Source organism: Celerinatantimonas sediminis, from assembly GCF_046054195.1.
Taxonomy (GTDB): domain Bacteria; phylum Pseudomonadota; class Gammaproteobacteria; order Enterobacterales; family Celerinatantimonadaceae; genus Celerinatantimonas.
The window spans coordinates 30,219-51,054 of sequence record NZ_JBEQCS010000007.1 but is presented as its reverse complement, the minus strand read 5'-3'; the positions used below and the strand labels follow the sequence as shown (position 1 = coordinate 51,054).

The 20,836-nt window shown below is 44.6% G+C and carries 24 protein-coding genes; 12 read left to right on the top strand and 12 right to left on the bottom strand.

What is annotated here, in order from left to right; all coding sequences use genetic code 11:
* Nucleotides 1-5: 5 nt before the first annotated feature.
* Nucleotides 6-2,477: an ATP-dependent helicase HrpB gene (hrpB, locus tag ABTQ23_RS10000; RefSeq protein WP_408615574.1), complete on the bottom strand. Its 2,472-nt coding sequence runs from the start codon at nt 2,475-2,477 to the stop codon at nt 6-8.
* An 88-nt stretch (nt 2,478-2,565) separates the two neighbouring features.
* On the opposite strand from hrpB, the gene thpR reads away from it, so the two are divergent.
* From thpR to panD, 9 genes are all read left to right on the top strand, one after another.
* Entirely contained in the window at nt 2,566-3,075 is a 510-nt protein-coding gene (gene thpR / locus ABTQ23_RS09995) for an RNA 2',3'-cyclic phosphodiesterase (RefSeq protein ID WP_408615573.1), read from the top strand.
* A 53-nt stretch (nt 3,076-3,128) separates the two neighbouring features.
* Nucleotides 3,129-3,836 carry a DNA/RNA nuclease SfsA gene (gene sfsA, locus ABTQ23_RS09990; RefSeq protein ID WP_408615572.1) on the top strand — a complete coding sequence of 236 codons (708 nt, stop codon included), beginning with the start codon at nt 3,129-3,131 and terminating at the stop codon, nt 3,834-3,836.
* A 125-nt stretch (nt 3,837-3,961) separates the two neighbouring features.
* On the top strand, nt 3,962-4,408 hold the full coding sequence (gene dksA / locus ABTQ23_RS09985) for an RNA polymerase-binding protein DksA (RefSeq protein ID WP_408615571.1): 447 nt from the start codon (nt 3,962-3,964) through the stop codon (nt 4,406-4,408).
* A 38-nt stretch (nt 4,409-4,446) separates the two neighbouring features.
* Nucleotides 4,447-5,322 carry a tRNA glutamyl-Q(34) synthetase GluQRS gene (gene gluQRS, locus ABTQ23_RS09980; RefSeq protein WP_408615570.1) on the top strand — a complete coding sequence of 292 codons (876 nt, stop codon included), beginning with the start codon at nt 4,447-4,449 and terminating at the stop codon, nt 5,320-5,322.
* Nucleotides 5,323-5,424: 102 nt separating this feature from the next.
* The gene (gene pcnB, locus ABTQ23_RS09975; protein WP_408615701.1) at nt 5,425-6,795 is read left to right on the top strand and encodes a polynucleotide adenylyltransferase PcnB; all 1,371 of its coding nucleotides are present in this window, start codon (nt 5,425-5,427) and stop codon (nt 6,793-6,795) included.
* Nucleotides 6,795-7,301, top strand: coding sequence for a 2-amino-4-hydroxy-6-hydroxymethyldihydropteridine diphosphokinase (gene folK, locus ABTQ23_RS09970; protein ID WP_408615700.1), 507 nt, complete (start codon nt 6,795-6,797; stop codon nt 7,299-7,301). Before pcnB ends, folK begins: the two co-directional genes overlap by 1 nt.
* A gap of 32 nt (nt 7,302-7,333) precedes the next feature.
* Complete coding sequence (gene panB / locus ABTQ23_RS09965; RefSeq protein WP_408615699.1) at nt 7,334-8,131, top strand: 3-methyl-2-oxobutanoate hydroxymethyltransferase; 798 nt, start codon at nt 7,334-7,336, stop codon at nt 8,129-8,131.
* 5 nt (nt 8,132-8,136) lie between these two features.
* Nucleotides 8,137-8,982, top strand: coding sequence for a pantoate--beta-alanine ligase (gene panC, locus ABTQ23_RS09960; protein ID WP_408615569.1), 846 nt, complete (start codon nt 8,137-8,139; stop codon nt 8,980-8,982).
* A 29-nt stretch (nt 8,983-9,011) separates the two neighbouring features.
* The gene (gene panD, locus ABTQ23_RS09955) at nt 9,012-9,392 is read left to right on the top strand and encodes an aspartate 1-decarboxylase (protein ID WP_408615568.1); all 381 of its coding nucleotides are present in this window, start codon (nt 9,012-9,014) and stop codon (nt 9,390-9,392) included.
* 50 nt (nt 9,393-9,442) lie between these two features.
* On the opposite strand, the gene fur is transcribed toward panD, so the two are convergent.
* The 9 genes from fur to hpt all read right to left on the bottom strand — a co-directional run bounded on the left by fur (nt 9,443) and on the right by hpt (nt 15,727).
* Nucleotides 9,443-9,865 carry a ferric iron uptake transcriptional regulator gene (gene fur / locus ABTQ23_RS09950; RefSeq protein WP_408615567.1) on the bottom strand — a complete coding sequence of 141 codons (423 nt, stop codon included), beginning with the start codon at nt 9,863-9,865 and terminating at the stop codon, nt 9,443-9,445.
* The gene (locus ABTQ23_RS09945; protein WP_408615566.1) at nt 9,855-10,166 is read right to left on the bottom strand and encodes a DUF3861 domain-containing protein; all 312 of its coding nucleotides are present in this window, start codon (nt 10,164-10,166) and stop codon (nt 9,855-9,857) included. Before ABTQ23_RS09945 ends, fur begins: the two co-directional genes overlap by 11 nt.
* Nucleotides 10,166-10,855 (bottom strand): PadR family transcriptional regulator, encoded by a 690-nt coding sequence (locus ABTQ23_RS09940; protein ID WP_408615565.1) that lies wholly within the window; start codon nt 10,853-10,855, stop codon nt 10,166-10,168. The genes ABTQ23_RS09945 and ABTQ23_RS09940 overlap by 1 nt, the downstream gene beginning before the upstream one ends.
* A gap of 160 nt (nt 10,856-11,015) precedes the next feature.
* Complete coding sequence (msrQ, locus tag ABTQ23_RS09935; RefSeq protein ID WP_408615564.1) at nt 11,016-11,597, bottom strand: protein-methionine-sulfoxide reductase heme-binding subunit MsrQ; 582 nt, start codon at nt 11,595-11,597, stop codon at nt 11,016-11,018.
* An 11-nt stretch (nt 11,598-11,608) separates the two neighbouring features.
* Nucleotides 11,609-12,607, bottom strand: a complete 999-nt coding sequence (gene msrP / locus ABTQ23_RS09930; protein ID WP_408615563.1) for a protein-methionine-sulfoxide reductase catalytic subunit MsrP — start codon at nt 12,605-12,607, stop codon at nt 11,609-11,611.
* 130 nt (nt 12,608-12,737) lie between these two features.
* Nucleotides 12,738-13,403 (bottom strand): tRNA (guanine(46)-N(7))-methyltransferase TrmB, encoded by a 666-nt coding sequence (gene trmB / locus ABTQ23_RS09925; RefSeq protein ID WP_408615562.1) that lies wholly within the window; start codon nt 13,401-13,403, stop codon nt 12,738-12,740.
* A gap of 4 nt (nt 13,404-13,407) precedes the next feature.
* Nucleotides 13,408-14,181 carry an ABC transporter permease gene (locus tag ABTQ23_RS09920; protein WP_408615561.1) on the bottom strand — a complete coding sequence of 258 codons (774 nt, stop codon included), beginning with the start codon at nt 14,179-14,181 and terminating at the stop codon, nt 13,408-13,410.
* The gene (locus ABTQ23_RS09915) at nt 14,181-15,122 is read right to left on the bottom strand and encodes an ABC transporter ATP-binding protein (protein WP_408615560.1); all 942 of its coding nucleotides are present in this window, start codon (nt 15,120-15,122) and stop codon (nt 14,181-14,183) included. The genes ABTQ23_RS09920 and ABTQ23_RS09915 overlap by 1 nt, the downstream gene beginning before the upstream one ends.
* Nucleotides 15,123-15,196: 74 nt before the next feature.
* Nucleotides 15,197-15,727, bottom strand: a complete 531-nt coding sequence (hpt, locus tag ABTQ23_RS09910; RefSeq protein ID WP_408615698.1) for a hypoxanthine phosphoribosyltransferase — start codon at nt 15,725-15,727, stop codon at nt 15,197-15,199.
* A gap of 310 nt (nt 15,728-16,037) precedes the next feature.
* On the opposite strand from hpt, the gene ABTQ23_RS09905 reads away from it, so the two are divergent.
* A complete protein-coding gene (locus ABTQ23_RS09905; protein WP_408615559.1) occupies nt 16,038-16,661 on the top strand; it encodes a TetR/AcrR family transcriptional regulator in 624 nt (207 codons plus the stop codon).
* A 75-nt stretch (nt 16,662-16,736) separates the two neighbouring features.
* On the opposite strand, the gene mpl is transcribed toward ABTQ23_RS09905, so the two are convergent.
* The gene (mpl, locus tag ABTQ23_RS09900; protein ID WP_408615558.1) at nt 16,737-18,089 is read right to left on the bottom strand and encodes a UDP-N-acetylmuramate:L-alanyl-gamma-D-glutamyl-meso-diaminopimelate ligase; all 1,353 of its coding nucleotides are present in this window, start codon (nt 18,087-18,089) and stop codon (nt 16,737-16,739) included.
* 93 nt (nt 18,090-18,182) lie between these two features.
* On the opposite strand from mpl, the gene ppa reads away from it, so the two are divergent.
* Together ppa and ABTQ23_RS09890 are read left to right on the top strand one after the other, a co-directional pair.
* On the top strand, nt 18,183-18,713 hold the full coding sequence (gene ppa / locus ABTQ23_RS09895) for an inorganic diphosphatase (RefSeq protein ID WP_408615557.1): 531 nt from the start codon (nt 18,183-18,185) through the stop codon (nt 18,711-18,713).
* A gap of 414 nt (nt 18,714-19,127) precedes the next feature.
* Entirely contained in the window at nt 19,128-19,943 is an 816-nt protein-coding gene (locus ABTQ23_RS09890; RefSeq protein WP_408615556.1) for a TIGR03899 family protein, read from the top strand.
* On the opposite strand, the gene cobA is transcribed toward ABTQ23_RS09890, so the two are convergent.
* A complete protein-coding gene (cobA, locus tag ABTQ23_RS09885) occupies nt 19,879-20,820 on the bottom strand; it encodes a uroporphyrinogen-III C-methyltransferase (RefSeq protein WP_408615555.1) in 942 nt (313 codons plus the stop codon). The genes ABTQ23_RS09890 and cobA overlap by 65 nt on opposite strands.
* Nucleotides 20,821-20,836 lie beyond the last annotated feature (16 nt).

Genomic DNA, 20,836 nt, shown 5'->3' with positions numbered 1-20,836 from the left:
TGGAATTAATGACCACTTTGGCGCAGCTGACGGTTCGTCTGACGCGTTGCTTGGCTATGGATAGGATCTTCAGGCCAAGGATGTTTCGGGTAACGACCGCGCATCTCTTTACGAACCTGCGGATAGGCATTTTGCCAAAAACTCGCCAGATCTTGAGTGAGCTGTAATACATGCCCTCCCGGAGATAAAAGCTCAATGGTGATAGGCACACCTCGGGCCACCGTTGGGCTCTGTGGCTGACCAAACATTTCCTGAAGTTTTAATGAGATCCGCGGCGCGTCACCAAGCTGATAATCAATTGCGACATTGCGACCAGATGGCGCCTGATAACGGGTAGGCGCTAAGCTATCAATCAACTGCAGTTGAGACCAATCACATAGCGATTTAAACATCCCGAGCCAATCGAGGCTTTTTAAAGATTTGTACTGATAAACACCATCAAGATACGGCCACAACCAATCGGACAAACTCGATAACAGCGTTTTATCACTCATATCGGGCAATGGTGAATCACTCAGCCACTGATTCAAACAGTTAACACGCACAAGAAAATCTTGCGCTTTGTTCCCCATAGGAAGCCAGCTTAATCCGCGTTTAGTTATCAGCTCAGACCAGCCTTTGAGTAGTGCATCAGGTGAGCGCTCACTATCATTTACACATTTAAGGACAATTGCCCCAAGACAGTATCGCTGCTGGGCAATAAATGCCTGGCGACTGGCATCATATTCGCAGACTTTTTGGTGATAAAACCACTTGGGATAAAATTGCTCCAGTTGCTCTTGGGGGATGTCACAACTTAAATACAGCTGGCCGGCACTACGAGCTTCTTGCCAACCTAGCTCTAAAGCCACTATCCAATCGGCGTGCATTTGAGCGCTTTGCAGCGCAAACCCATTGGCTAGTTGATAACGAGAGCCTTGCCGACAACCGACACGATCGGGCATAGCCGCTGCCAATAACACGCCATCAAGGGGATGTTCGAAGCTCTCATCAAGCGTTTCTGCGCCAATCATCTTTTGATATATTCGCCCTTGGCGAGCAATTTGACGACGGGAAGAGGCATCAAGCTGGCTCAATAATTGATGAAAATCGCTCTGCTGGCCAGATAAACGTTGTTCAAGTACAGCTGCCAAATACGCACCACGCGCCAATATGTCACGAGACTCTACCTTAGCCAATTGAGTTGCTTGATATAATAAAGCTGCCACTCGAGGGTCAGCGCTCCAGTGGCCGACCTGCTGAGCCATTGCCGTTAGATGAGCGGCATCATCCAAGAATCCAAGCTGCTTTAATAGTGCTTCGGCCTTCGTCAGCGCGCCAATTGGTGGTGGGTCAATCCAATTTAACGAGGTAACATCCGAGCCCCAAAGTTTAAGCTGTGCTAAAAGCGTGGTTAAGTCACTACGTAGAATCTGCGCATCATTAAAGCGAGGTCGATGGTTAAATTGCTCTTGGCTAAATAATCGCACACATAAACCCGCTGACAAGCGTCCGGCTCGCCCGGAGCGCTGCTCGGCAGATGACTGGCAAATCATCTTAGTATTCAGGCGAGTGACACCGCTGGCACTATGATACTGGGCAACTCGCTCTAAGCCACTGTCAACGACAATCGTGATGCCTTCAATAGTTAACGATGTTTCTGCAATATTGGTGGCTAAGACCACTTTACGTTGCCCATTTAAAGGCGCTTGAATGGCCTGTTGCTGGCGCTCTATCGATAACATACCAAAAAGTTGGTGAACACTTACATTTTCACCAAGATCTATTTTCTCAAGTAGTTGTGCCACTTGACGAATTTCACCGCTACCTGGTAAAAAGACCAAAATGCTGCCGTCATATTGCTCCAGCAACGACTGAATAACGCCCGTACAATGGCTCTCAAGGGTCATTCGGTTGGGCAATGGGGCATAATCAATTTGCACAGGAAAAGAGCGCCCTTGAGAGGTAATCACCTGCGCATCAGGTAATACTTTTTGCACCGCCGAGATATCAAGCGTTGCCGACATCACCAATAATTTGAGGGATTCGTTCACCTCGCATGCTTCAAGGCATAATGCTAAACCAAGGTCGGCATTTAAGCTGCGCTCGTGAAACTCATCAAAAATCACCAGACTGACCGCTTCGAGCATCGGGTCATCTTGCAGCATTCGCGTTAAGATACCTTCGGTGACAATCAACAAGCGAGTGGCTTTAGAGCGTTTTGACTCACCACGCATCTGGTAACCTACTTGCTCACCAACCGATTCACCCAGCGTTTTTGCCAAAAACTGGGCAATATGTCGCGCAGCTAAGCGGCGCGGCTCGAGCATCACGATAAGTCCATCGAGTTGTGCTTTTTGTAAAATGGCTAAAGGCACAGCAGTTGATTTACCCGCACCAGGAGGCGCGGCAAGTAACAGCTGCGATTGTTGGCTCAAACCTTGGAGTAAATCATCTAAAATACTACCAACAGGAAGCTTTGAAAGCGGATTCGTCATGGTCTCTTACACAAAAAATTTCTTAGCCTAGTGTATATAAAACGAATCGCTCGTCAAAACCAGTCATCAGTCAGCCGAGGTAAAGCCTATGTCACTGCCAAGATATTTTTTCGCGATACCTATTCATCAAGAGTCTTTGCAGCTACAAATGTTACAGCAAAAGTGGCTGGAACATTTGACACGGTTAAACAGGAGCCAACCCCAAATACGTTTAATTGCTCCGGAAAATTTTCATCTAACCTTACATTTTTTAGGCCCGCAGACGAGCGATGAGTTACAAAAGGCAAAAGAGAGAGCAAACAATATAAGCGCGAACTCATTTAAGATTCAATCAAACGGACTTGGCTATTTTGCCAAGGCTAAAACGGGCTACTTGAGCATTCAAAACACGAAAACATTGTGTTCTTTAGCTTACCAATTAGGAAATAGTCAGCCTTACCAACCCCATGTAAGCTTAATGCGAAAGCTCACCGACGCCACACTGCCAAAGATAACTGAGACAAATCTTAACTTACAGGTGAAAGGATTTGATTTATACCGCTCCAATGGCAATGGCGCTTTATATCAACACCTTGAGCACTTCGCTCTGCGCGACTGACAGCTCAGAGCGCTTCAGTTATGATGCCCTATCAAACTGAATTGGGTGTGCTTGTGAAATTTTCTCCTCCTTTAGTTAGCGGAACACTAATTCGTCGCTACAAACGTTTTTTAGCTGATGTTGAACTTGATAATGGCGAAGTAATTACCGCCCACTGCGCAAACACGGGTGCCATGACTGGCTGCGCTGAGCCAAACTGGCGAGTCTGGCTGCGTGATAGTCAAAATCCTAAACGTAAATGTCGCTATAGCTGGGAGCTGGTGGAAAACGACCAAGGGCAGACCATCTGCATCAATACCGCGCGGGCCAACGAAGTGGTTGGTGAAGCAATTCGTAACCGGCAAATAAAGGCACTTGACGGCTATGAGACAATACAAACTGAGGTGAAATATGGTCAAGAAAACAGCCGTATTGACCTATTACTTCGCTCTGATAATCGCCCTGACTGCTACATTGAAGTAAAAAGTGTCACGCTATTGGACAAAGATGGTCTAGGCTTATTCCCGGATGCAAAAACGAGCCGCGGCCAGAAACATTTACGGGAATTGACTGCCGTGGCACAAAATGCACAGCGAGCCGTATTATTATTCGCTGTGATGCATCAGGGTATTGAAAAAGTCAGTATTGCCCACCATATAGACCTTCTTTATGGTGAGTTACTAAATAACGCAATGGCAGCTGGTGTCGAGGTGATTTGTCAGCGCTTCGATTGCAATCACGAGCAGATCGTAGCCGATTTGCCGTTGCCTTTTGCAATATGATGAAAACCTGCAAAACTGAATAAATTCATCGTATTTCAATTGCGCTAGCGGGAACTTTCTGATATAGATAGCGGCCATTGGATTTTCGGCGGCCAAACGTCGAGGACTAATTTAGGAGAGAAGGCATGCCTGAAGGCAAAAAAAAGACGCTAGGTGTACTTTCTATCGCAGGCGTTGAACCTTATAAGGAACAACCCGGCGAAGAATATATGAACGAACGCCAACTTGAACACTTCCGGACAATTCTGGAAGCATGGCGACGTCAATTACGTGAAGAAGTAGACCGAACTGTCACCCATATGAAGGATGAGGCAGCTAACTTCCCTGATCCGGTTGACCGTGCAGCTCAAGAAGAAGAGTTCAGTTTAGAACTACGTACCCGCGACCGGGAACGTAAGCTGATTAAGAAAATTGAGAAAACTCTGCAAAAAATCGACGACGATGAATTTGGCTTTTGCGAATCATGTGGCGTTGAAATTGGGATTCGCCGATTAGAAGCACGACCAACAGCTGATTTATGTATCGACTGTAAAACCTTGGCTGAAATTAAAGAAAAACAGATGGCAGGTTAATGGTTGTAGATCAGGCAGCTTTGCTGCCTGGTTAAGTTATGGCACACACTTCATATATTGGACGATTTGCACCTTCACCGTCCGGTCCTCTCCACTTCGGCTCACTGGTTACAGCCGTTGGTAGTTTTCTGCAAGCCCGACATTCTTATGGCCGTTGGTTAGTTCGTATTGAAGATATCGATCCACCTCGGGAAGTTCCCGGTGCTAGCGATATGATTTTAAAGCAACTGACTGATTTTGGACTTTATTGGGATGATGAAGTCATCTACCAAAGTCAACATCTTAGTCGCTATCAGAGCCAAATAGATGCATGGTTAGCAACAGGTGATGCCTATTATTGTCAATGCACCCGAAAACAGATTCAATCTCGCGATGGCGGGATTTATGATGGCCACTGCCGCCATTTAGCACTTGAAAAAGCCCCCGGCCGGGCAATTCGTTTGCATTGCACGAAACCTGCGACTGGATTTACCGACCAGTTACGAGGCTGGCAACCGCTAAAAAGTGAGCTTGCCCACGAAGATCTAGTAATATTTCGCCGTGATGGTTTATATGCGTATAATTTAGCCGTTGTTTTAGATGATATTGATGCCAAGGTAAGTGAAGTTGTTCGTGGCAGTGACCTATTAGAACCCACAGCTCGACAGTGTAATCTTTATCGGATGCTCAATCATGACGAACCGGATTATCTACATTTGCCGTTGGCATGTGATAGTTCCGGGCACAAATTAAGTAAACAGAATCATGCTCCGGCACTGAGCCAAGAACATATTCTTAAGCAGTTACAGGATGCACTGGCATTTTTGGGACATGAAGTTCCCAACAGTTGGGCGCAGCTGCCGCCACAAAAATTATTGGCCAACATGGCCCAAGTCTGGGATAAACGAAATATCCCAACCCATTTGGACATCTGAGATCGTTTTCATTTGCGCCAAGCTGGGCTATATTAGCGACCTATCAGGATTATAGGGGGAGGAATAGCTATTTTTCGCCGAATTTTTAAAGCATGCAGCCAAATTCTGCAGCAGCACGAAGCCGAACAAAGTGGTCTAGGTAAAACCATCATTCCACGTTCTGAGCATACAATTTCACGTCAAGACATCAGCGATAACGCGCTAAAGGTGTTGTATCGCTTGCATAAAGCGGGCTACGAGGCCTATTTAGTCGGTGGTGGTGTACGTGACTTATTGCTTGGCAAAAAGCCCAAGGATTTTGATGTCACCACCAATGCCACTCCGGATGAGGTGAAAAAACTATTTCGTAACTGCCGTTTAGTCGGTCGTCGATTCCGGCTTGCCCATATTTTATTTGGTCGTGAAATCATTGAAGTAGCAACTTTTCGTGGCCACCATGATGCATCCGAAAATGACAATAAACAGCATTTACAATCTGAACAGGGAATGCTGCTGCGCGATAACGTTTATGGCTCGTTAGATGAAGATGCCGAACGCCGCGATTTCACCATTAATGCTCTTTATTACAATATCGCTGATTTCTCGCTCATTGATTTTGCTAATGGTCTTAAAGACATCCAAGAAAGACGCATCGACCTAATCGGCGATCCTGATACCCGGTACCACGAAGATCCAGTGCGAATGCTTCGAGCGGTGCGATTTGCCGTGAAACTTGGATTTAACATCAGCCATAGTACGGGTGAGCCTATTCATCGTTTAGCTGGATTACTGCGTGATATTCCAGCAGCACGATTATTTGAAGAATGCCTTAAAATGTTCTTAGCTGGTGAAGGTAAAAATACCTTCTTGGGGCTTAAAGAACACGGCTTGTTGCTGCCTTTATTTCCGCAACTCAAACCGTTATTAGCCAGTGGTGAGCCAAGTACAGCGCTTGAATTTATCAGCGCAGCTCTTGATAGCACAGACAGGCGAGTACGCAACGAGCAGCGGGTGACTCCTGCATTTATTTTTGCAGCGATTCTCTATCCAGTACTGGAAATTCGCATTCAAGAACTACTGACTGAATTATCCTTACCCAGTGCCGATGCTCTAGCGATGGCGATGAACCAAGTACTCGCAACGCAATGTAAAAGTATTGCGATTCCGCGACGTTTTACCAGTGCCATTCGCGAAATTTGGGAGCTACAAGGACGATTAACTCGCCGTCAAGGTAAACGCGCACAGCGCTGTTTCGAGCACCCTCGCTTTCGCGCAGCTTATGACTTTTTAGAGCTTCGTGCTAAAACCAGTAGCGATAAAGAACTGCTGGAATTAGTGCAATGGTGGACGCAATTTCAAAAAGCCAATGATAAAGATCGCTTTAATATGACCAAAGCGCTTGGCAAAGGCACAAGAACTGCGACCAAACGGCGCCGAGTAAAAAAACGCAAACCCAATTCATCAGCTAACTCAAGCAATCATCGGGATGCATGATGAGCACTCTTTGTTACATCGCTCTGGGCAGTAATTTAAATGCCCCTCGAGCGCAATTAGTCAGCGCTCGAAAAGCCCTGAGTGATGTTGCAAACACTCACGTTGTCGCAGCATCGGGGCTTTATGCCAGCAGACCGATGGGGCCACAAGATCAACCGGATTATCTCAATGCGGTTGTTGCCATTGAAACCGAACTTGAACCTCTTTCGCTACTTGATGCAACCCAAGCAATTGAGCAACAACACGGACGAGTACGTAAAAAAGAGCGTTGGGGACCTCGGACGCTAGACTTAGATATTCTGCTTTTTGGTCAACAAACACTCGACTTACCCCGCCTATGTGTGCCACATTATGGTCTGCAAGAGCGTGAGTTCGTCGTTTTACCACTGGCTGAAATCGCGCCATCGTTAGTATTACCCAACGGGGTAAGCGTTGCGCAACTGGCCAACCAGATTGAACGTAACGGTTTATATCGCCGGGAAACAGCGCAGCAGTGGGTCAGTTAACGCCTATTGATTGATGTTGTGGCGAGGGAGATATTGTGGCAATTACCACCACTAAACTGGCTGCAATGAAAGCAGCTGGAGAAAAAATAGCAACACTCACAGCCTACGACTCAAGCTTTGCTCACCTATTTGATAACTCTGGTATCGATGCTCTGTTAATTGGCGATTCTCTTGGAATGGTCATCCAGGGACAATCATCCACACTACCAGTGAGTGTCGAAGACATTGCCTATCACACCAAAGCTGTCGCACAGGGCTGTAAAAATGCACTGATACTTGCCGACATGCCTTTTATGTCGATGCCCTCTTTAGAAACCACTTTGCTAAATGCCGCAACGTTGATGCGTGCAGGCGCCAACATGGTCAAAATAGAAGGCGGACAATGGCTCTGTGAGACAATTCAAGCGTTAGTTCAAAGAGCCGTGCCAGTGTGTGTGCATATGGGGCTTACGCCGCAATCAGTGCATTTGTTTGGTGGTTATAAAGTTCAGGGGCGCTCAGCCGAGCAAGCAGCTGATTTTATAGCTCAGGCAAAAGCTGTTGAAAATGCAGGGGCTCAATTACTGGTTGTCGAATGCGTTCCCGCGTCATTAGGCAAAGCGCTCAGTGAAGCGCTAACCATCCCAGTGATTGGTATAGGAGCTGGCGTTGATACCGACGGACAAATATTAGTCATGCATGATTTACTCGGTATTACCCCAGGGAAACTACCTAAATTTGCAAAAAATTATATGGAGCAAGCAAACAGCATTCCCGATGCCGTTTGCCAATATATACAGGAAGTCCGCCAGGGCATTTTTCCTAGTCAAGATCATATCTTTAACGAATAAATAAAATGCAAACTTTCAACCAAATAGCACCACTAAAAACTCTTGTAGAGCAGTACAAAGCCGATCGTTTACGCGTCGCATTAGTACCAACCATGGGACATCTTCATCAGGGCCATATCCATCTGATTGAATATGCCAAACAGATAGCCGACAAAGTGGTTGTCTCCATTTTTGTTAATCCATTGCAGTTTGACCGCTTGGAAGATTTACAAAATTATCCTCGTAGCTTTAAAGCTGATCAGCAAAAATTAGTTGAGGCCCAAGCCGATATTTTGTTTGCTCCTGAGGAGTCAACCATGTATCCAAATGGTCTGGATAATCCTGCCACAGTGCATGTTGCAGGTTTGAGCGAGGCCCTTGAAGGCGCTAAACGTCCAGGGCATTTTCTCGGCGTCACAACCGTCGTGGCTAAACTGTTTCATATTGTTCAGCCTGATGTTGCCTGCTTTGGTGAAAAAGACTTTCAGCAGGTCGCGATCATTCGGCGCATGTGTGAAGAGTTAATGCTTCCAGTTGAAATTGCTTCAGTGCCGATTGTTCGCTATGACAACGGTTTGGCAATGAGCTCTCGTAATAGTTTGCTAAGTGCCGAGCAACGCGCTCACGCTCCTAAATTAGCCCAGGTTTTAAGATGGGCAGGCCAACAATTGGCCAGCGGGCTCGATGCTCGCCAAGTCAGCCTAGAAACCGCGCAAAAACTCAATGAATTAGACTTTAAAACCGATGCAATTGATATTGTTGATGCTGATTCGCTAACCCCCTTGACTCAAAGTAGTCAGCGCGCGGTCATTTTGGCTGCAGCCTATTTAGGCAAAATCCGACTAATCGACAATTTAGTCGTCAAACTTTAATTGCTAAGCAAGGATTTAAGGAGTTATTTATGCAGTTAACTATGCTCAAATCGAAACTACATCGCGCGCGCGTCACTCTGGCAGAGCTCAACTATGAAGGCTCTTGTGCTATTGATAAAGATTTTTTAGAAGCCGCTGGAATTTTAGAATATCAGGCTATTGATATTTATAACGTGGATAATGGCGAGCGCTTTTCAACCTATGCAATTGCCGCCGAACCAGGTTCTAAAATTATCTCTGTAAACGGCGCTGCTGCTCGAAAAGCTGCTGTTGGGGATAAACTGATCATCTGCACCTTTGCCACAATGGATGAAAGTGAAGCAAAAAATCATCATCCTCAAATCGTATTATTTGATGAAAATAATGTCATGAAAGGCACCAAAGATCGGATTCAAATGCAGATGGCATAACCGCACTTCGGATTGCTCGTTTGTAAAAGATGAGCAATCCTTTCTAACATTTATACGGGTTGCTGACACTCACATTCGCCATAGACATACACCGTCTGATCCACAATTTTCAACTGATGAGATGCAGCTATCTGCTTTAATCGAGCAGAAATTATATCATCTTCAAATTCAATCACTTCACCACACTGATTACAGATTAAATGAGCATGCTGACTGTGCTGATTCAACTCAAACATCGCCACTTTACCATCAAAATAATGACGTTTTAATAACCCAGCTTGAGTGAACTGCTCTAACACCCGATAAACCGTTGCCAATGCAATCGGATGCTTTGATTTTAAAAAGCTCTGATAAATATTTTCAGCGCTTTGATGAGTATGCTCTTGAGTTATAAAACGACGTAAAATCTCAAGGCGTGGTTGAGTCACTTTCAGCGCGGCTTGTCTGAGTAACGTCGTTGGGTCACCCATCATTTTTCCCTCCATTGCCTTTTTTCAGTCCCATCATAAAGTTTTTAAACGCATCCCGAAGCGGTGCAAAAATAGGATGCTTACGGTGTTCGATCATAATTTCTGAGAATAACTTTAACCCAACCGCAAAAGCGGTTTTTTGCTCATCCGGAAAATCAAGGTCACTGCGAGAGCGAATTTTTTCTACTATCGATAAGATCTCGTCATGATTCGATACTTCAAATACCAACGCAGGCTTATCAATCAGCTGACCTTTGCGATCTTCAAGCGGTTTAACCGTAATTTCGTAGCGATATCCAGCCATTAATGAGCTCCTTTTGATTCATTTTCTTCATTGAGCTGTTCAAGCTGCTCAGCGGCTTTCGTTAAAATCTCAATGTAAGCAGAAAAATCCATCTGCGGCTGCTGATTTAACATCTGCTGACGGAGTGCTTTTTTAATGCGATGCATCGATTCACTCAATTGATCATATTGTTGAGTATTTTGCGGTTTGCCAAATTGCGCCAGTCGCTCTTTTAATTTATCGATGTAATTGCGCTGAGCATCAACTTCTTGGGCTCCTAATTGGGTCAGTTGATAGATTTTTCTCCCACCTTCCCCACCATCTTGCACCTCAATCAGCAGTTGATCTTCAAGAACATTCAACGTTGGGTAAACGACCCCAGCACTTGGTGAATACAAACCAGAACTTGCTTTTTCAATCGATTTCATCAGTTCATAGCCATGACATGGATGCTCTTCAATAAAGGCTAAGACCATCAATCTCAAATCACCATGAGCAAATAACCGTCCCAACTTATGACGGCGGCCATGATGTTCACCGCCATGGTGTTCACCTCTGTGGCCACATTCTCGAGATGGCTCTTCGTTGTGTGTTTGATGGCGATGTTCGCCGCCTCGTCCAAACCCGCGCATGGCTGTTCGGCCACCTTTTTGACCATCTGCTCGGCGAGCTCTGGAATGCTCACGATGTTTACTTTGTATATCTTTCATTTTTATTCCTTGTTTTCGATATATCTAAAAAAAGATATATCTAAATTAGCCTAAGATATAAAAATGATCAAGTTTAGATATATCGAAACTTAAAAAAGAATAAAAAAGAACAGAGCCGTAGACGACAAGTTGTCACAAGAATACGGCAAGAAATAGCAGATTATATTCTTTTAATCAGAAACTTACGGGCACGAAATGACAACAACACCAAGCCGATAACACCATAGAGTACGGCGTCAAAATAACTTGAGCGAACCTGCCAATAGAGATGAATCCAAGCCAGAATAAAGGCTAAATAAACTAATTGATGCAGACGTTGCCAGCGTCTGCCAAGGCGCTTCATCCAACCGCGGGTCGAAGTAATCCCCAGCGCGACAAGAATCAGTAATGCCGGAGCCCCCACCAATATATAGGGGCGTTTGACTAACTCTTCAGCCAACATTGCCAGATTCCCACCGAGAATAAATTGATAGTACGAAAGCAGATGAAGCAGCGCATAAAACAGCGCAAATAGCCCTAACATACGTCGATGCGGCATCAACCAACGCCATTTTAAATATCGAACCAGCGGTGTAACTGCTAATGTAATTAACAAAAATCGCATGGCCCAAAAACCAGTGTCCAACAAAATAGCTTTGGCAGGATCGCCGCCCAAACTCTGATTTATCGCCCCATAAACCAACAGAGCAAAGGGAATCAGCGCAACGATAAAAATAGTCCAACGTCTTAACCAAACAGGCATATCGAAACCTTTTAAAAGTTTTTGCGCAAATCCATTGCCCTGTACAAACTTGCCACCTGCTCATATCCATTAAACATCCGGGTTGGAATTATATTTGGATGAAATAACCCCGATGGCAAACGCCGCTCCTCTTTTTGACTCCAGCGAGGATGATCAACATGCGGATTAACATTGGCATAGAAGCCATACTCATTAGGCGCAATCTGTTGCCACGTATTCAACGGTTGTTGTTCAACAAGCTCGATTTTGACAATGGATTTAGCACTTTTAAAACCATACTTCCAAGGAACCACTAGTCGCAGTGGCGCCCCACTTTGATTTAACAGATTCTTGCCATATAGCCCGACTGCCATCAATGTTAACGGATGCATGGCTTCATCCATACGTAACCCTTCAACATAAGGCCAATCAATAGTGCTGAATGCACTATTTTGCGCAGGCATCTGTTTGGGACGTAACACACTGGTAAATTTCACATATTTAGCACGGCTGGTCGGTTCAAACCGTTTCAGCAACTTATGCAATGGAAAACCAATCCAGGGTAAAACCATCGACCAAGCTTCCACGCAGCGCAGCCGATAGATACGCTCTTCTAAATCGATATTTTTTAATAAATCATCTAAATCGTAATGTCCGGGCTTATTCACTTCACCTGCGATTTCAACCTTCCACGGGAAAGGCTGAAATTCATCGCTATTTTTCGCCGGATCATCTTTGTTATAACCAAACTCATAAAAATTATTATACGTCGTGGCAATTTTATAAGGCGTTAAAGCCTCTTTAATCGGTTGGGTGTTAGCGCTTGAGCCAAGGATTTTTTGTTTGAGCCAATCAGGTAGAGCATTACTAAATGAACCGGCACTATTTTCAGGTGTTGCCAGAGCCGTTGCAGGCAATAACGCACTAAGCCCCAAGATAGCGCCACTTTTGATAAAAGAACGCCGCGCTTTATAGATAACTTCAGGGGTGACATCTGACTCTTTGAGCTGAGTAGTTTTCTTGATAACCATAAAAATTCCTCGAATTGTGGGTCGCACACAGGAATGGAATGAAACAGCTTTGTTGGTTATTCGTTCAATTATGGTTAATAATTGCAGGCTTGTGGGAAAAAAGAAAGCCCTTCATTGAAGGGCCCTGTTTTTATAGTGATGGTTTAAGCTGTGCGCTCAATTGCCAGAGAGGCTGACCGCTGGCTTGATACTTTCGCTCAAACGGTGTCAATGGTGTTTCACTAACAAATTGGCCACACTGAGATTCAATGCCGTAGCATTTAAGCGCTGCTTCACACTCCTGAATATACAATGCCCAATTGCTGCGAACAGTCAGTTCACCGCCCAATGCCACCAAAAATGGAAACGCATTACACGCATACCAACGCCGTTGCAGATGTGCAGGTTTTGGCCATGGGGTTGGGTATAATAAAAAGTGCTTAGCCAGTTTAAATTGATGTTGATACAGCAATTTCCACAGATCAAACAGATCAGCACGCAGCAGCAAATAATTATCTTGTGCGTTCGCATAAGCGTGGTGCTTTTCAAGACGCACACCAGATTTATCAACGCCTATCACCCAAGCATCGGGATGCATTTGCGCAATCATGGCGGTACTTTGGCCAACACCACAACAGGAATCGAGAATAATTGGTCGCGGCGGTTTATCTTCAAGCCAGAGCAAAAGCGCATCAAAAGCGCTTTGACTGTGAGCGGCAACCGGTCGCATAGAAACTGACTGCCGATGACGATTCACCACTTCCAATAGACGATTATGAAGCCCGCTTTGCGGTGAGGTCACAATCTTTGAGTGCATTTGATTAGCTTCGAAGTCCATAGCCACGCTTAATTAATATGTGAGCCCAAATATATAACCCAACCACAAAGGCAGATAACACCCCAAATGAGAACCACAGCGACACATCTTTAATTCCTAAGAACCCAAATCGAAAGGCACTGACCATATAGACGACCGGGTTAAAGTGCGACACCCCGCGCCAAAAATCAGGCAGCAAAGTGATGGAGTAGAACACACCACCTAAGTACGTCAGAGGGGTCAACACAAAGGTCGGAACGATACTAATATCATCAAACGATTGCGCATAAATGGCGTTAATTAACCCGCCCAATGAGAATACCGCCGAGGTAAACAGCACCGTTGCCACAACCACTATTACACTGTGCACATGAAATGGCACAAAGAACAGTGAAACTAAACTCACCAACAATCCAACGCACAATCCGCGCGCCATACCGCCGCCCACAAAACCTAAAATAATTACATAATTAGGAATAGGAGCGACCAGCATCTCTTCAATGTTACGCTGAAATTTAGCACTGAAAAAAGAGGATGCGACATTAGAATATGAGTTAGTGATGACCGCCATCATGATTAACCCTGGGACAATAAACTGCATATACCCAACGCCTGCCATAACCCCTACGCGACTCCCGATAATGTTACCGAAAATAACAAAATACAGCGTCATCGTAATCGCTGGCGGCACAATCGTCTGCACCCAAATTCGGGTAAAACGGTGTACTTCTTTGGTTAAGATACTTTGAAAAGCGATCCAGTAGGTTCTTGCGTTCATTATGCGCTCCTGCCGTTTTCAACCATCGTGACAAATAACTCTTCTAGCCGGTTCGCTTTGTTGCGCATACTGGCAACGGTAATGCCCTGCTCACTTAACTGAGAAAAAACGTCATTCAAATTGGCTTCTTTATTTACCGTCACTTCAAGCGTAGTGCTATCAACCATGTGGCTATCAAACCCACTCAATTCAGGGGCAAAACTAGGTTTAGCCAGATCAAGAATGAATGTTTCTTTGGTCAACTGACCGAGCAACTGGCGCATTGTGGTGTTCTGAATCAGCACCCCATTATCGATAATCCCGATATGGCGACACAGCATCTCTGCTTCTTCAAGATAGTGAGTTGTGAGAATAATCGTGGTTCCCTGCTCATTAAGATCACGCAAAAACTCCCACATGGACCGGCGCAATTCAATATCCACACCCGCAGTTGGTTCATCAAGAATCAACAATTGCGGATTATGCATGAGCGCTCTGGCAATCATGAGTCGTCGCTTCATCCCGCCGGATAGATTACGGGCACTCTGATGGCGTTTTTCCCATAAACCGAGCCGTGACAGATGCTCTTTAGCGCGCTCATTAGCAAGATCTTTAGGAACGCCGTAATAACCCGCTTGCTGGACTAAAATCTGTTTAACGGTTTCAAATTGGTTAAAGTTAAATTCTTGCGGCACTAAGCCTACTTGAGATTTAGCTAACTCAAGTTGACTGTCCAAATCATAACCAAAAATTTTCACCCGACCGGATGACTTATTCACCAATGAGGTAATAATTCCGATCGTGGTTGATTTACCGGCACCGTTAGGTCCCAATAAGGCATAGAAATCGCCTTTTTTAACGGTCAACGTCAACCCTTTGAGGGCCTCGACACCACCTTTATATATTTTTTTTAGCGACTCAATTTCCAAAGCCTGTGGTTCATGCTCCACTGGACTGCTCATAAAGCTCCTATTTGAGTTTTGATAAACAAATTAAGAAGGACAACTGATGAATCAGTTCAAAGTCTGCTCTGAATTTATTCTGGAATGACTTTGCCGATATATGGCAAATTACGATAACGCTGTGCGTAATCAATCCCATATCCAATCACAAATTCATCAGGGATAGAAAAACCGATCCAATCAACCGGGACATTCACTTCCCGCCGGGATGGTTTATCAAGCAATGTACAGATAGCTAAACTGTTCGGATTACGCAGCAATAACATCTCTCTAACCTTGCTTAAGGTATTGCCTGTATCAATGATATCTTCAACGATAACCAAGTCAGCGCCGCTAATATCTTCATCGAGATCTTTAAGAACTCTGACATCACGCGTGGACTGCATTGAATTGCCATAACTGGACACATTCATGAAATCCAGAATGACTGGGCGTGTGATCTGACGACACAGATCAGCGAGGAATAAACAAGACCCACGCAGCAAACCAATTAAAATCAATGGCCTATCATGGTCAGCATAACGCTCATTGATTTGTTCACCAATCACGTGAACCTGCTCTGCAATTTGTTGTTCTGTAATTAAAAGCTCTATAGAATGCTTCATCATATAAGGGATATCCATTATAAAAAAGTGAATATTTCGTTCGGATTTTTTGATCTATTAGCGAATCTGTCTATGCATTTCTCAAATTAATACTGACAGTTCAATGAGTTATGTAATTTTGTGTAATTTGGGCATTTCATTCTGTTATTTTTGTAATGAATAATCTATCATTAACCCCGATTTGTGGAGATTATTGCTAATTTTGCCAATGCAATGATATATGCGCTAAGCGCTCTCTTCCAAATTTTCTAAAATATAGGCCTTGAGCCAATTATAAATAATTTTAAAGTAACTAAACGAGTAACAAATTATGGATACCACCAACAATAACGATGTACGTCGTCGTACACGTCTGTCTCCAGAAGCCCGTAGAAAACAGCTGATGGAGTGTGCAACCAAAGTATTCTCTAAACGCGGTATTGGCCGTGCTGGACACGCTGAAATTGCCGAACTGGCTAACGTGTCTGTGGCTACCGTGTTCAATTATTTTAACACTCGCGAAGATCTCGTTGATGATGTCTTGGCAGAAGTTGAAAAACGTATTCTAGCACTAGTTAACAATACCTTCAGCCAAGATAAAACTCCGCTGCAAAGCATTCACGATTATGTCGAAGCATTAGTTGATACAACCTTCAACGAACCTGATGTTGTCCATATCTGGTTAGAATGGAGTTCTTCTGTTCGTGAAGATGTATGGCCTCGTTTTACTAAAATTCAAAGCCGTATCAACGAAATCATCGGTCAGTCTCTGCAAAAAGGGTTCGAAAAAGATGAACTCACCAGTGCTATGAATGCCGATAACGCAGCTCAGGCTCTGACAGCATCTTTCTATTTGTCAGTTCAGATGGTTAACCGCCCTGACCAGCCTTCACGCGAAGTTGTTATTGATTTCATCAATGATTACGTCACATCTTTACTGCGCCCATTACGTTAATTTTATTAAATGTAATCACGCATGAGAAACAGCGCCCTAGGCGCTGTTTTTGTATCTAAGATAAATTTAAATTCATTAATCTTTTTGCAAAGCGCTTAAGAGCTTTTCACGAAGTCCCGCAAAACCACCATTACTCATTAAAACAATATGTTGGCCATTTTTTTGATGCGCTTTTAAATCAGCCACGACCGATTCAATATCATCGTAGCAGCGAGCATTTGGTTCATTGGCAAATAGACCAGCCACATCCCATTTTGCATCACCGCTGTAGATAATTTTCTGATCGGCCTCTTTTAAACTATCCAGTAGGCTTTGCTGATGAACCCCGAGCTTCATCGTATTTGAGCGAGGCTCTAATACTGCGATAATCGGCGTATCGGCTCCAAGATTGGCCCGCATCGCCTGCAAGGTTGTTGCGATAGCGCTCGGATGATGCGCAAAATCATCATAAATAGTCACGCCATTCATCTGCGCTATTTTTTCAAGGCGCCGTTTTGGCGGAATAAAATCACTCAAGCAGGCAATTGCATCTGTTGGGAGAACGCCGACGTGACGCGCTGCGATGATGGCCATCAGCGCATTTTTTGCGTTATGAATGCCAATTAACGGCCAATGCACACGCCCTTGGAGCTGGCCTTTAAAAACAACTTGAAACTGATGCCAATCATCCGCGCATTTTTCAATTTGCCAATCGTAATCAGCACCAGTTCGAACCAACTCACTCCAACATCCCATATCCAGAACGCGATTTAGCGCTTGGCTATCTCCGGGAACAATAATTTGTCCGTTGCCAGCAATGGTGCGCACCAGATGATGGAACTGCCGTTCAATGGCTGCTAAGTCAGGGAAAATATCGGCGTGATCATATTCAAGATTATTTAAGATAGCGGTCCGCGGACTGTAGTGAACAAATTTTGAGCGTTTATCAAAAAAAGCGCTGTCATATTCATCGGCTTCAACGACAAAAAATGGCGTCTTGCCAAGCCTTGCAGTTTGAGCAAAATTCTGTGCAACCCCACCGATTAAAAAGCCAGGTTCAAGACCGTTTGCCTGTAGAATCCACGCTAAAATACTGGCGGTAGTGGTTTTGCCATGGGTCCCTGCAACAGCTAAAACCCAACGGCCACCCAGCACATGATCATGCAGCCATTGAGGCCCGCTAGTATAAGCAATTCCTTGGTTTAGAACGGCTTCGACACACCGATTACCACGGCTTAAAGCGTTGCCAATCAGGACTAAATCAGGTTGGCATTCAAGCTGAATCGGGTCATATCCTTCAATCAGCTCAATACCGAGGGACTCAAGCTGAGTACTCATCGGTGGATAGACATTTTGATCGCTGCCACTTACCTGATGCCCAGCTTCAATTGCTAGTTTGGCGATTCCTCCCATGAAAGTGCCACAAATCCCCAAAATATGAATATGCATTGTTTTATTGCTCGCCTCATTCGACTGGTGATTATTACTAAGGTCGTTATAATAAGCTCACTTATACACTACATTTATCTGTAAGGAAAACTCATGAGCCTGAACGATGTCCCTGCAGGCAAAAGCCTGCCAGATGATATCAATGTTATCATTGAAATCCCTGCCAATGCTTCTCCAATTAAATATGAAGTTGATAAAGCGAGCGGTGCCGTTTTTGTTGACCGGTTTATGACAGCTCCCATGTTCTATCCTGCCAACTATGGTTACGTTAACCATACACTGTCTTTAGACGGTGACCCTGTTGACGTTTTAGTCCCAACTCCATATCCACTGCAAACAGGTGTTGTGGTTCGTGCTCGTCCAGTTGGTGTTCTAAAAATGACTGACGAATCTGGCGAAGATGCAAAAATCATCGCAGTTCCAGTTAGCAAACTGAGCAAAGAATACGATCACATTCAAGATATCGACGATCTGCCAGAACTTCTGAAAAATCAGATCCAACATTTCTTCGAAAACTACAAAACCTTAGAAGCAGGAAAATGGGTTAAAGTAGATGGATGGGATAATAAAGCAGCTGCTGAAGCTGAAATTACCTCATCTTACGAACGTGCTCAGAAAAAATAATTTCAGAGCAGATAAAAGGCCTCTGCAGAGGCCTTTTATGAGGGACTAAAAGAACATCGCCAAAACGACTAATACTGCAAAATAAACCCCAAGCAAACATACTGCTTTTGTATATTTCAACGCCCGTCTGATGTACATCAAAACAGATAAGTCCTCAAATAAACATATTTTGTTAACTTTGATACAACATAATTTAACATATTAACATCAATTTACAATCAAATTACTCATTTGACACATACCGATAGCATTCGTACTGGTATTTATTTATTTCTCAATTTTTGCCAATTGGGTTAAAGTTAAATCAACTTAAGCCGTTATAGACAGGAATGCAGGAATTCATCTTGCCATTAGCTTAGCGCTCTCAACGCTTCCCATTTTGACCAAATGACCGAAGGAACATCCTGAACCTCCATGAGTGAGACGACGATTAAAACCGATTCATCGGTCACCTCTGCCAAACAACGCACCTTACAATTGGCGAAACGTCATGGCTTACACACGCTCATTGAAGAATCTTCACCTCAAAGCAGTTATATCCAACGCGCCATGGCGCGAGAACGTTTAGAAAAAGCTAGAACTCAGAAAAACTTAGAACAAATAATGGCCCGCGCGGAGCGAATTTGTGGCGATGAAGCCGGTAGCCGAATTGACCCTGACTGGTTCAGTGCGTATTTAGAGCTTGCCAAAAACAGTCAAACACCAGCGATGCAGCGGCTTTGGGCACAGATTTTATCGATGGAAGTTGTAACACCTGGCCATTTTTCGATTAAAGCGTTAAAAATACTCACCCAGATGACCCAGCGCGAAGCCAAATGGTTTCAAAGAGCCGTGCAACTGGCGAGTCGTTTAGGTGGAGAGCAAAGTCATAAACTGCTGATTGGAGCCATTCGTCTGCCAGGACGATTCGGTATTCATCGCCAACGGATTAGACGGCTATCATTGGGGCGCTATCGGCTCGCCTATAACCAGATTATGCAACTGGCTGAGCTGGGGCTTATTTATGATAGGGAATTAGAGAGCAGTTTTGCCGCTCAGTTTGACTTGAGCTTTGAGCAAGGCGGTAAAATGTGGCTGCTGCGCCCCCGTTACCGCCAATGTAAGCTGTTATATTATCGTATGACGCCCATTGGTGATGAATTAGCGCAGCTCATTGAACCAACGCCTATTTCTCATTATCAAGATGATTTAGCGCAGATGCTGCAGGACTTTTTTGACTTGCAACATTAAACCATTCAAGTTCTTTACTCAGCTTCACAACCTCACCAACCACCAGCAATGCCGGTGATGCGGCTTGCTCAGCTAATTGAGATAATTGCGACAGGTGACCGACAAGGACACGTTGATTGTGCCGCGTGCCATTTTCAATCACAGCCACAGGCATCTGTTCACTCATTCCGTGCTCTTGCAAGCTTTGTTGAATTTGTGATGCTGCCAGTCGGCCCATATAAATCACTAATGTGTGATTTTGCGCAACCAACGATGCCCATTCAGGCGGTTTACCATCTTTTTTACAATGGCCGGTGACAAATGTCACAGCTTGGGAATAATCACGGTGCGTTAAAGGGATCCCCGCATAGGTTGTACAACCAGATGCTGCGGTAATTCCTGGGATCACGCGAAACTGAACACCGCTTTGCGCAAGCTGTTCAAGCTCTTCACCGCCGCGACCAAAAATAAAACTGTCACCGCCTTTAAGGCGCACGACACGCATTCCCAATGAGGCGCGCTCAATCAGAATTTCATTAATTCGCGACTGAGGGACACTATGATAGGACGCGGCCTTACCCACACAAATTCGCTGACAATCTTTGTTTATTAAATTGAGAATTTCATCACTGACCAGGCGATCATAGACAACTACATCTGCTTCACTGAGCATCTGTAAAGCGGCTAGCGTTAACAGCTCTGGCGCTCCAGGACCGGCACCCACTAATGCAACTTCGCCCTTTTTTAAGGGCTTGGCAACGGCGTATGCTCGAGCATTCAACGTTACATCTTTTGCCGCCCAAAGGGAGCTAATACTCTGACGCAACCAACTGGTAGGGCGAGCGTTATGCCCTTTGAGAGTTGGCTCAGCTTTAACAAACAGTGAAAATAAAGCCATAATCTATCAATTAATA

Excerpts from the sequence above, each read along its gene's own strand:
- fur (WP_408615567.1), bottom strand. The coding sequence starts at position 9,865 with ATGATGGGTGACCCAACGACGTTACTCAGACAAGCCGCGCTGAAAGTG.
- cobA (WP_408615555.1), bottom strand. The coding sequence starts at position 20,820 with ATGGCTTTATTTTCACTGTTTGTTAAAGCTGAGCCAACTCTCAAAGGG.
- ABTQ23_RS09890 (WP_408615556.1), top strand. The coding sequence starts at position 19,128 with ATGAGTGAGACGACGATTAAAACCGATTCATCGGTCACCTCTGCCAAA.
- panC (WP_408615569.1), top strand. The coding sequence starts at position 8,137 with ATGCAAACTTTCAACCAAATAGCACCACTAAAAACTCTTGTAGAGCAG.
- ABTQ23_RS09945 (WP_408615566.1), bottom strand. The coding sequence starts at position 10,166 with ATGGCTGGATATCGCTACGAAATTACGGTTAAACCGCTTGAAGATCGC.
- trmB (WP_408615562.1), bottom strand. The coding sequence starts at position 13,403 with ATGCACTCAAAGATTGTGACCTCACCGCAAAGCGGGCTTCATAATCGT.
- gluQRS (WP_408615570.1), top strand. The coding sequence starts at position 4,447 with ATGGCACACACTTCATATATTGGACGATTTGCACCTTCACCGTCCGGT.
- msrQ (WP_408615564.1), bottom strand. The coding sequence starts at position 11,597 with ATGCCTGTTTGGTTAAGACGTTGGACTATTTTTATCGTTGCGCTGATT.
- ABTQ23_RS09915 (WP_408615560.1), bottom strand. The coding sequence starts at position 15,122 with ATGAGCAGTCCAGTGGAGCATGAACCACAGGCTTTGGAAATTGAGTCG.
- ABTQ23_RS09940 (WP_408615565.1), bottom strand. The coding sequence starts at position 10,855 with ATGAAAGATATACAAAGTAAACATCGTGAGCATTCCAGAGCTCGCCGA.
- ppa (WP_408615557.1), top strand. The coding sequence starts at position 18,183 with ATGAGCCTGAACGATGTCCCTGCAGGCAAAAGCCTGCCAGATGATATC.
- panD (WP_408615568.1), top strand. The coding sequence starts at position 9,012 with ATGCAGTTAACTATGCTCAAATCGAAACTACATCGCGCGCGCGTCACT.
- hrpB (WP_408615574.1), bottom strand. The coding sequence starts at position 2,477 with ATGACGAATCCGCTTTCAAAGCTTCCTGTTGGTAGTATTTTAGATGAT.
- msrP (WP_408615563.1), bottom strand. The coding sequence starts at position 12,607 with ATGGTTATCAAGAAAACTACTCAGCTCAAAGAGTCAGATGTCACCCCT.
- ABTQ23_RS09920 (WP_408615561.1), bottom strand. The coding sequence starts at position 14,181 with ATGAACGCAAGAACCTACTGGATCGCTTTTCAAAGTATCTTAACCAAA.
- thpR (WP_408615573.1), top strand. The coding sequence starts at position 2,566 with ATGTCACTGCCAAGATATTTTTTCGCGATACCTATTCATCAAGAGTCT.
- mpl (WP_408615558.1), bottom strand. The coding sequence starts at position 18,089 with ATGCATATTCATATTTTGGGGATTTGTGGCACTTTCATGGGAGGAATC.
- ABTQ23_RS09905 (WP_408615559.1), top strand. The coding sequence starts at position 16,038 with ATGGATACCACCAACAATAACGATGTACGTCGTCGTACACGTCTGTCT.
- hpt (WP_408615698.1), bottom strand. The coding sequence starts at position 15,727 with ATGAAGCATTCTATAGAGCTTTTAATTACAGAACAACAAATTGCAGAG.
- folK (WP_408615700.1), top strand. The coding sequence starts at position 6,795 with ATGAGCACTCTTTGTTACATCGCTCTGGGCAGTAATTTAAATGCCCCT.
- dksA (WP_408615571.1), top strand. The coding sequence starts at position 3,962 with ATGCCTGAAGGCAAAAAAAAGACGCTAGGTGTACTTTCTATCGCAGGC.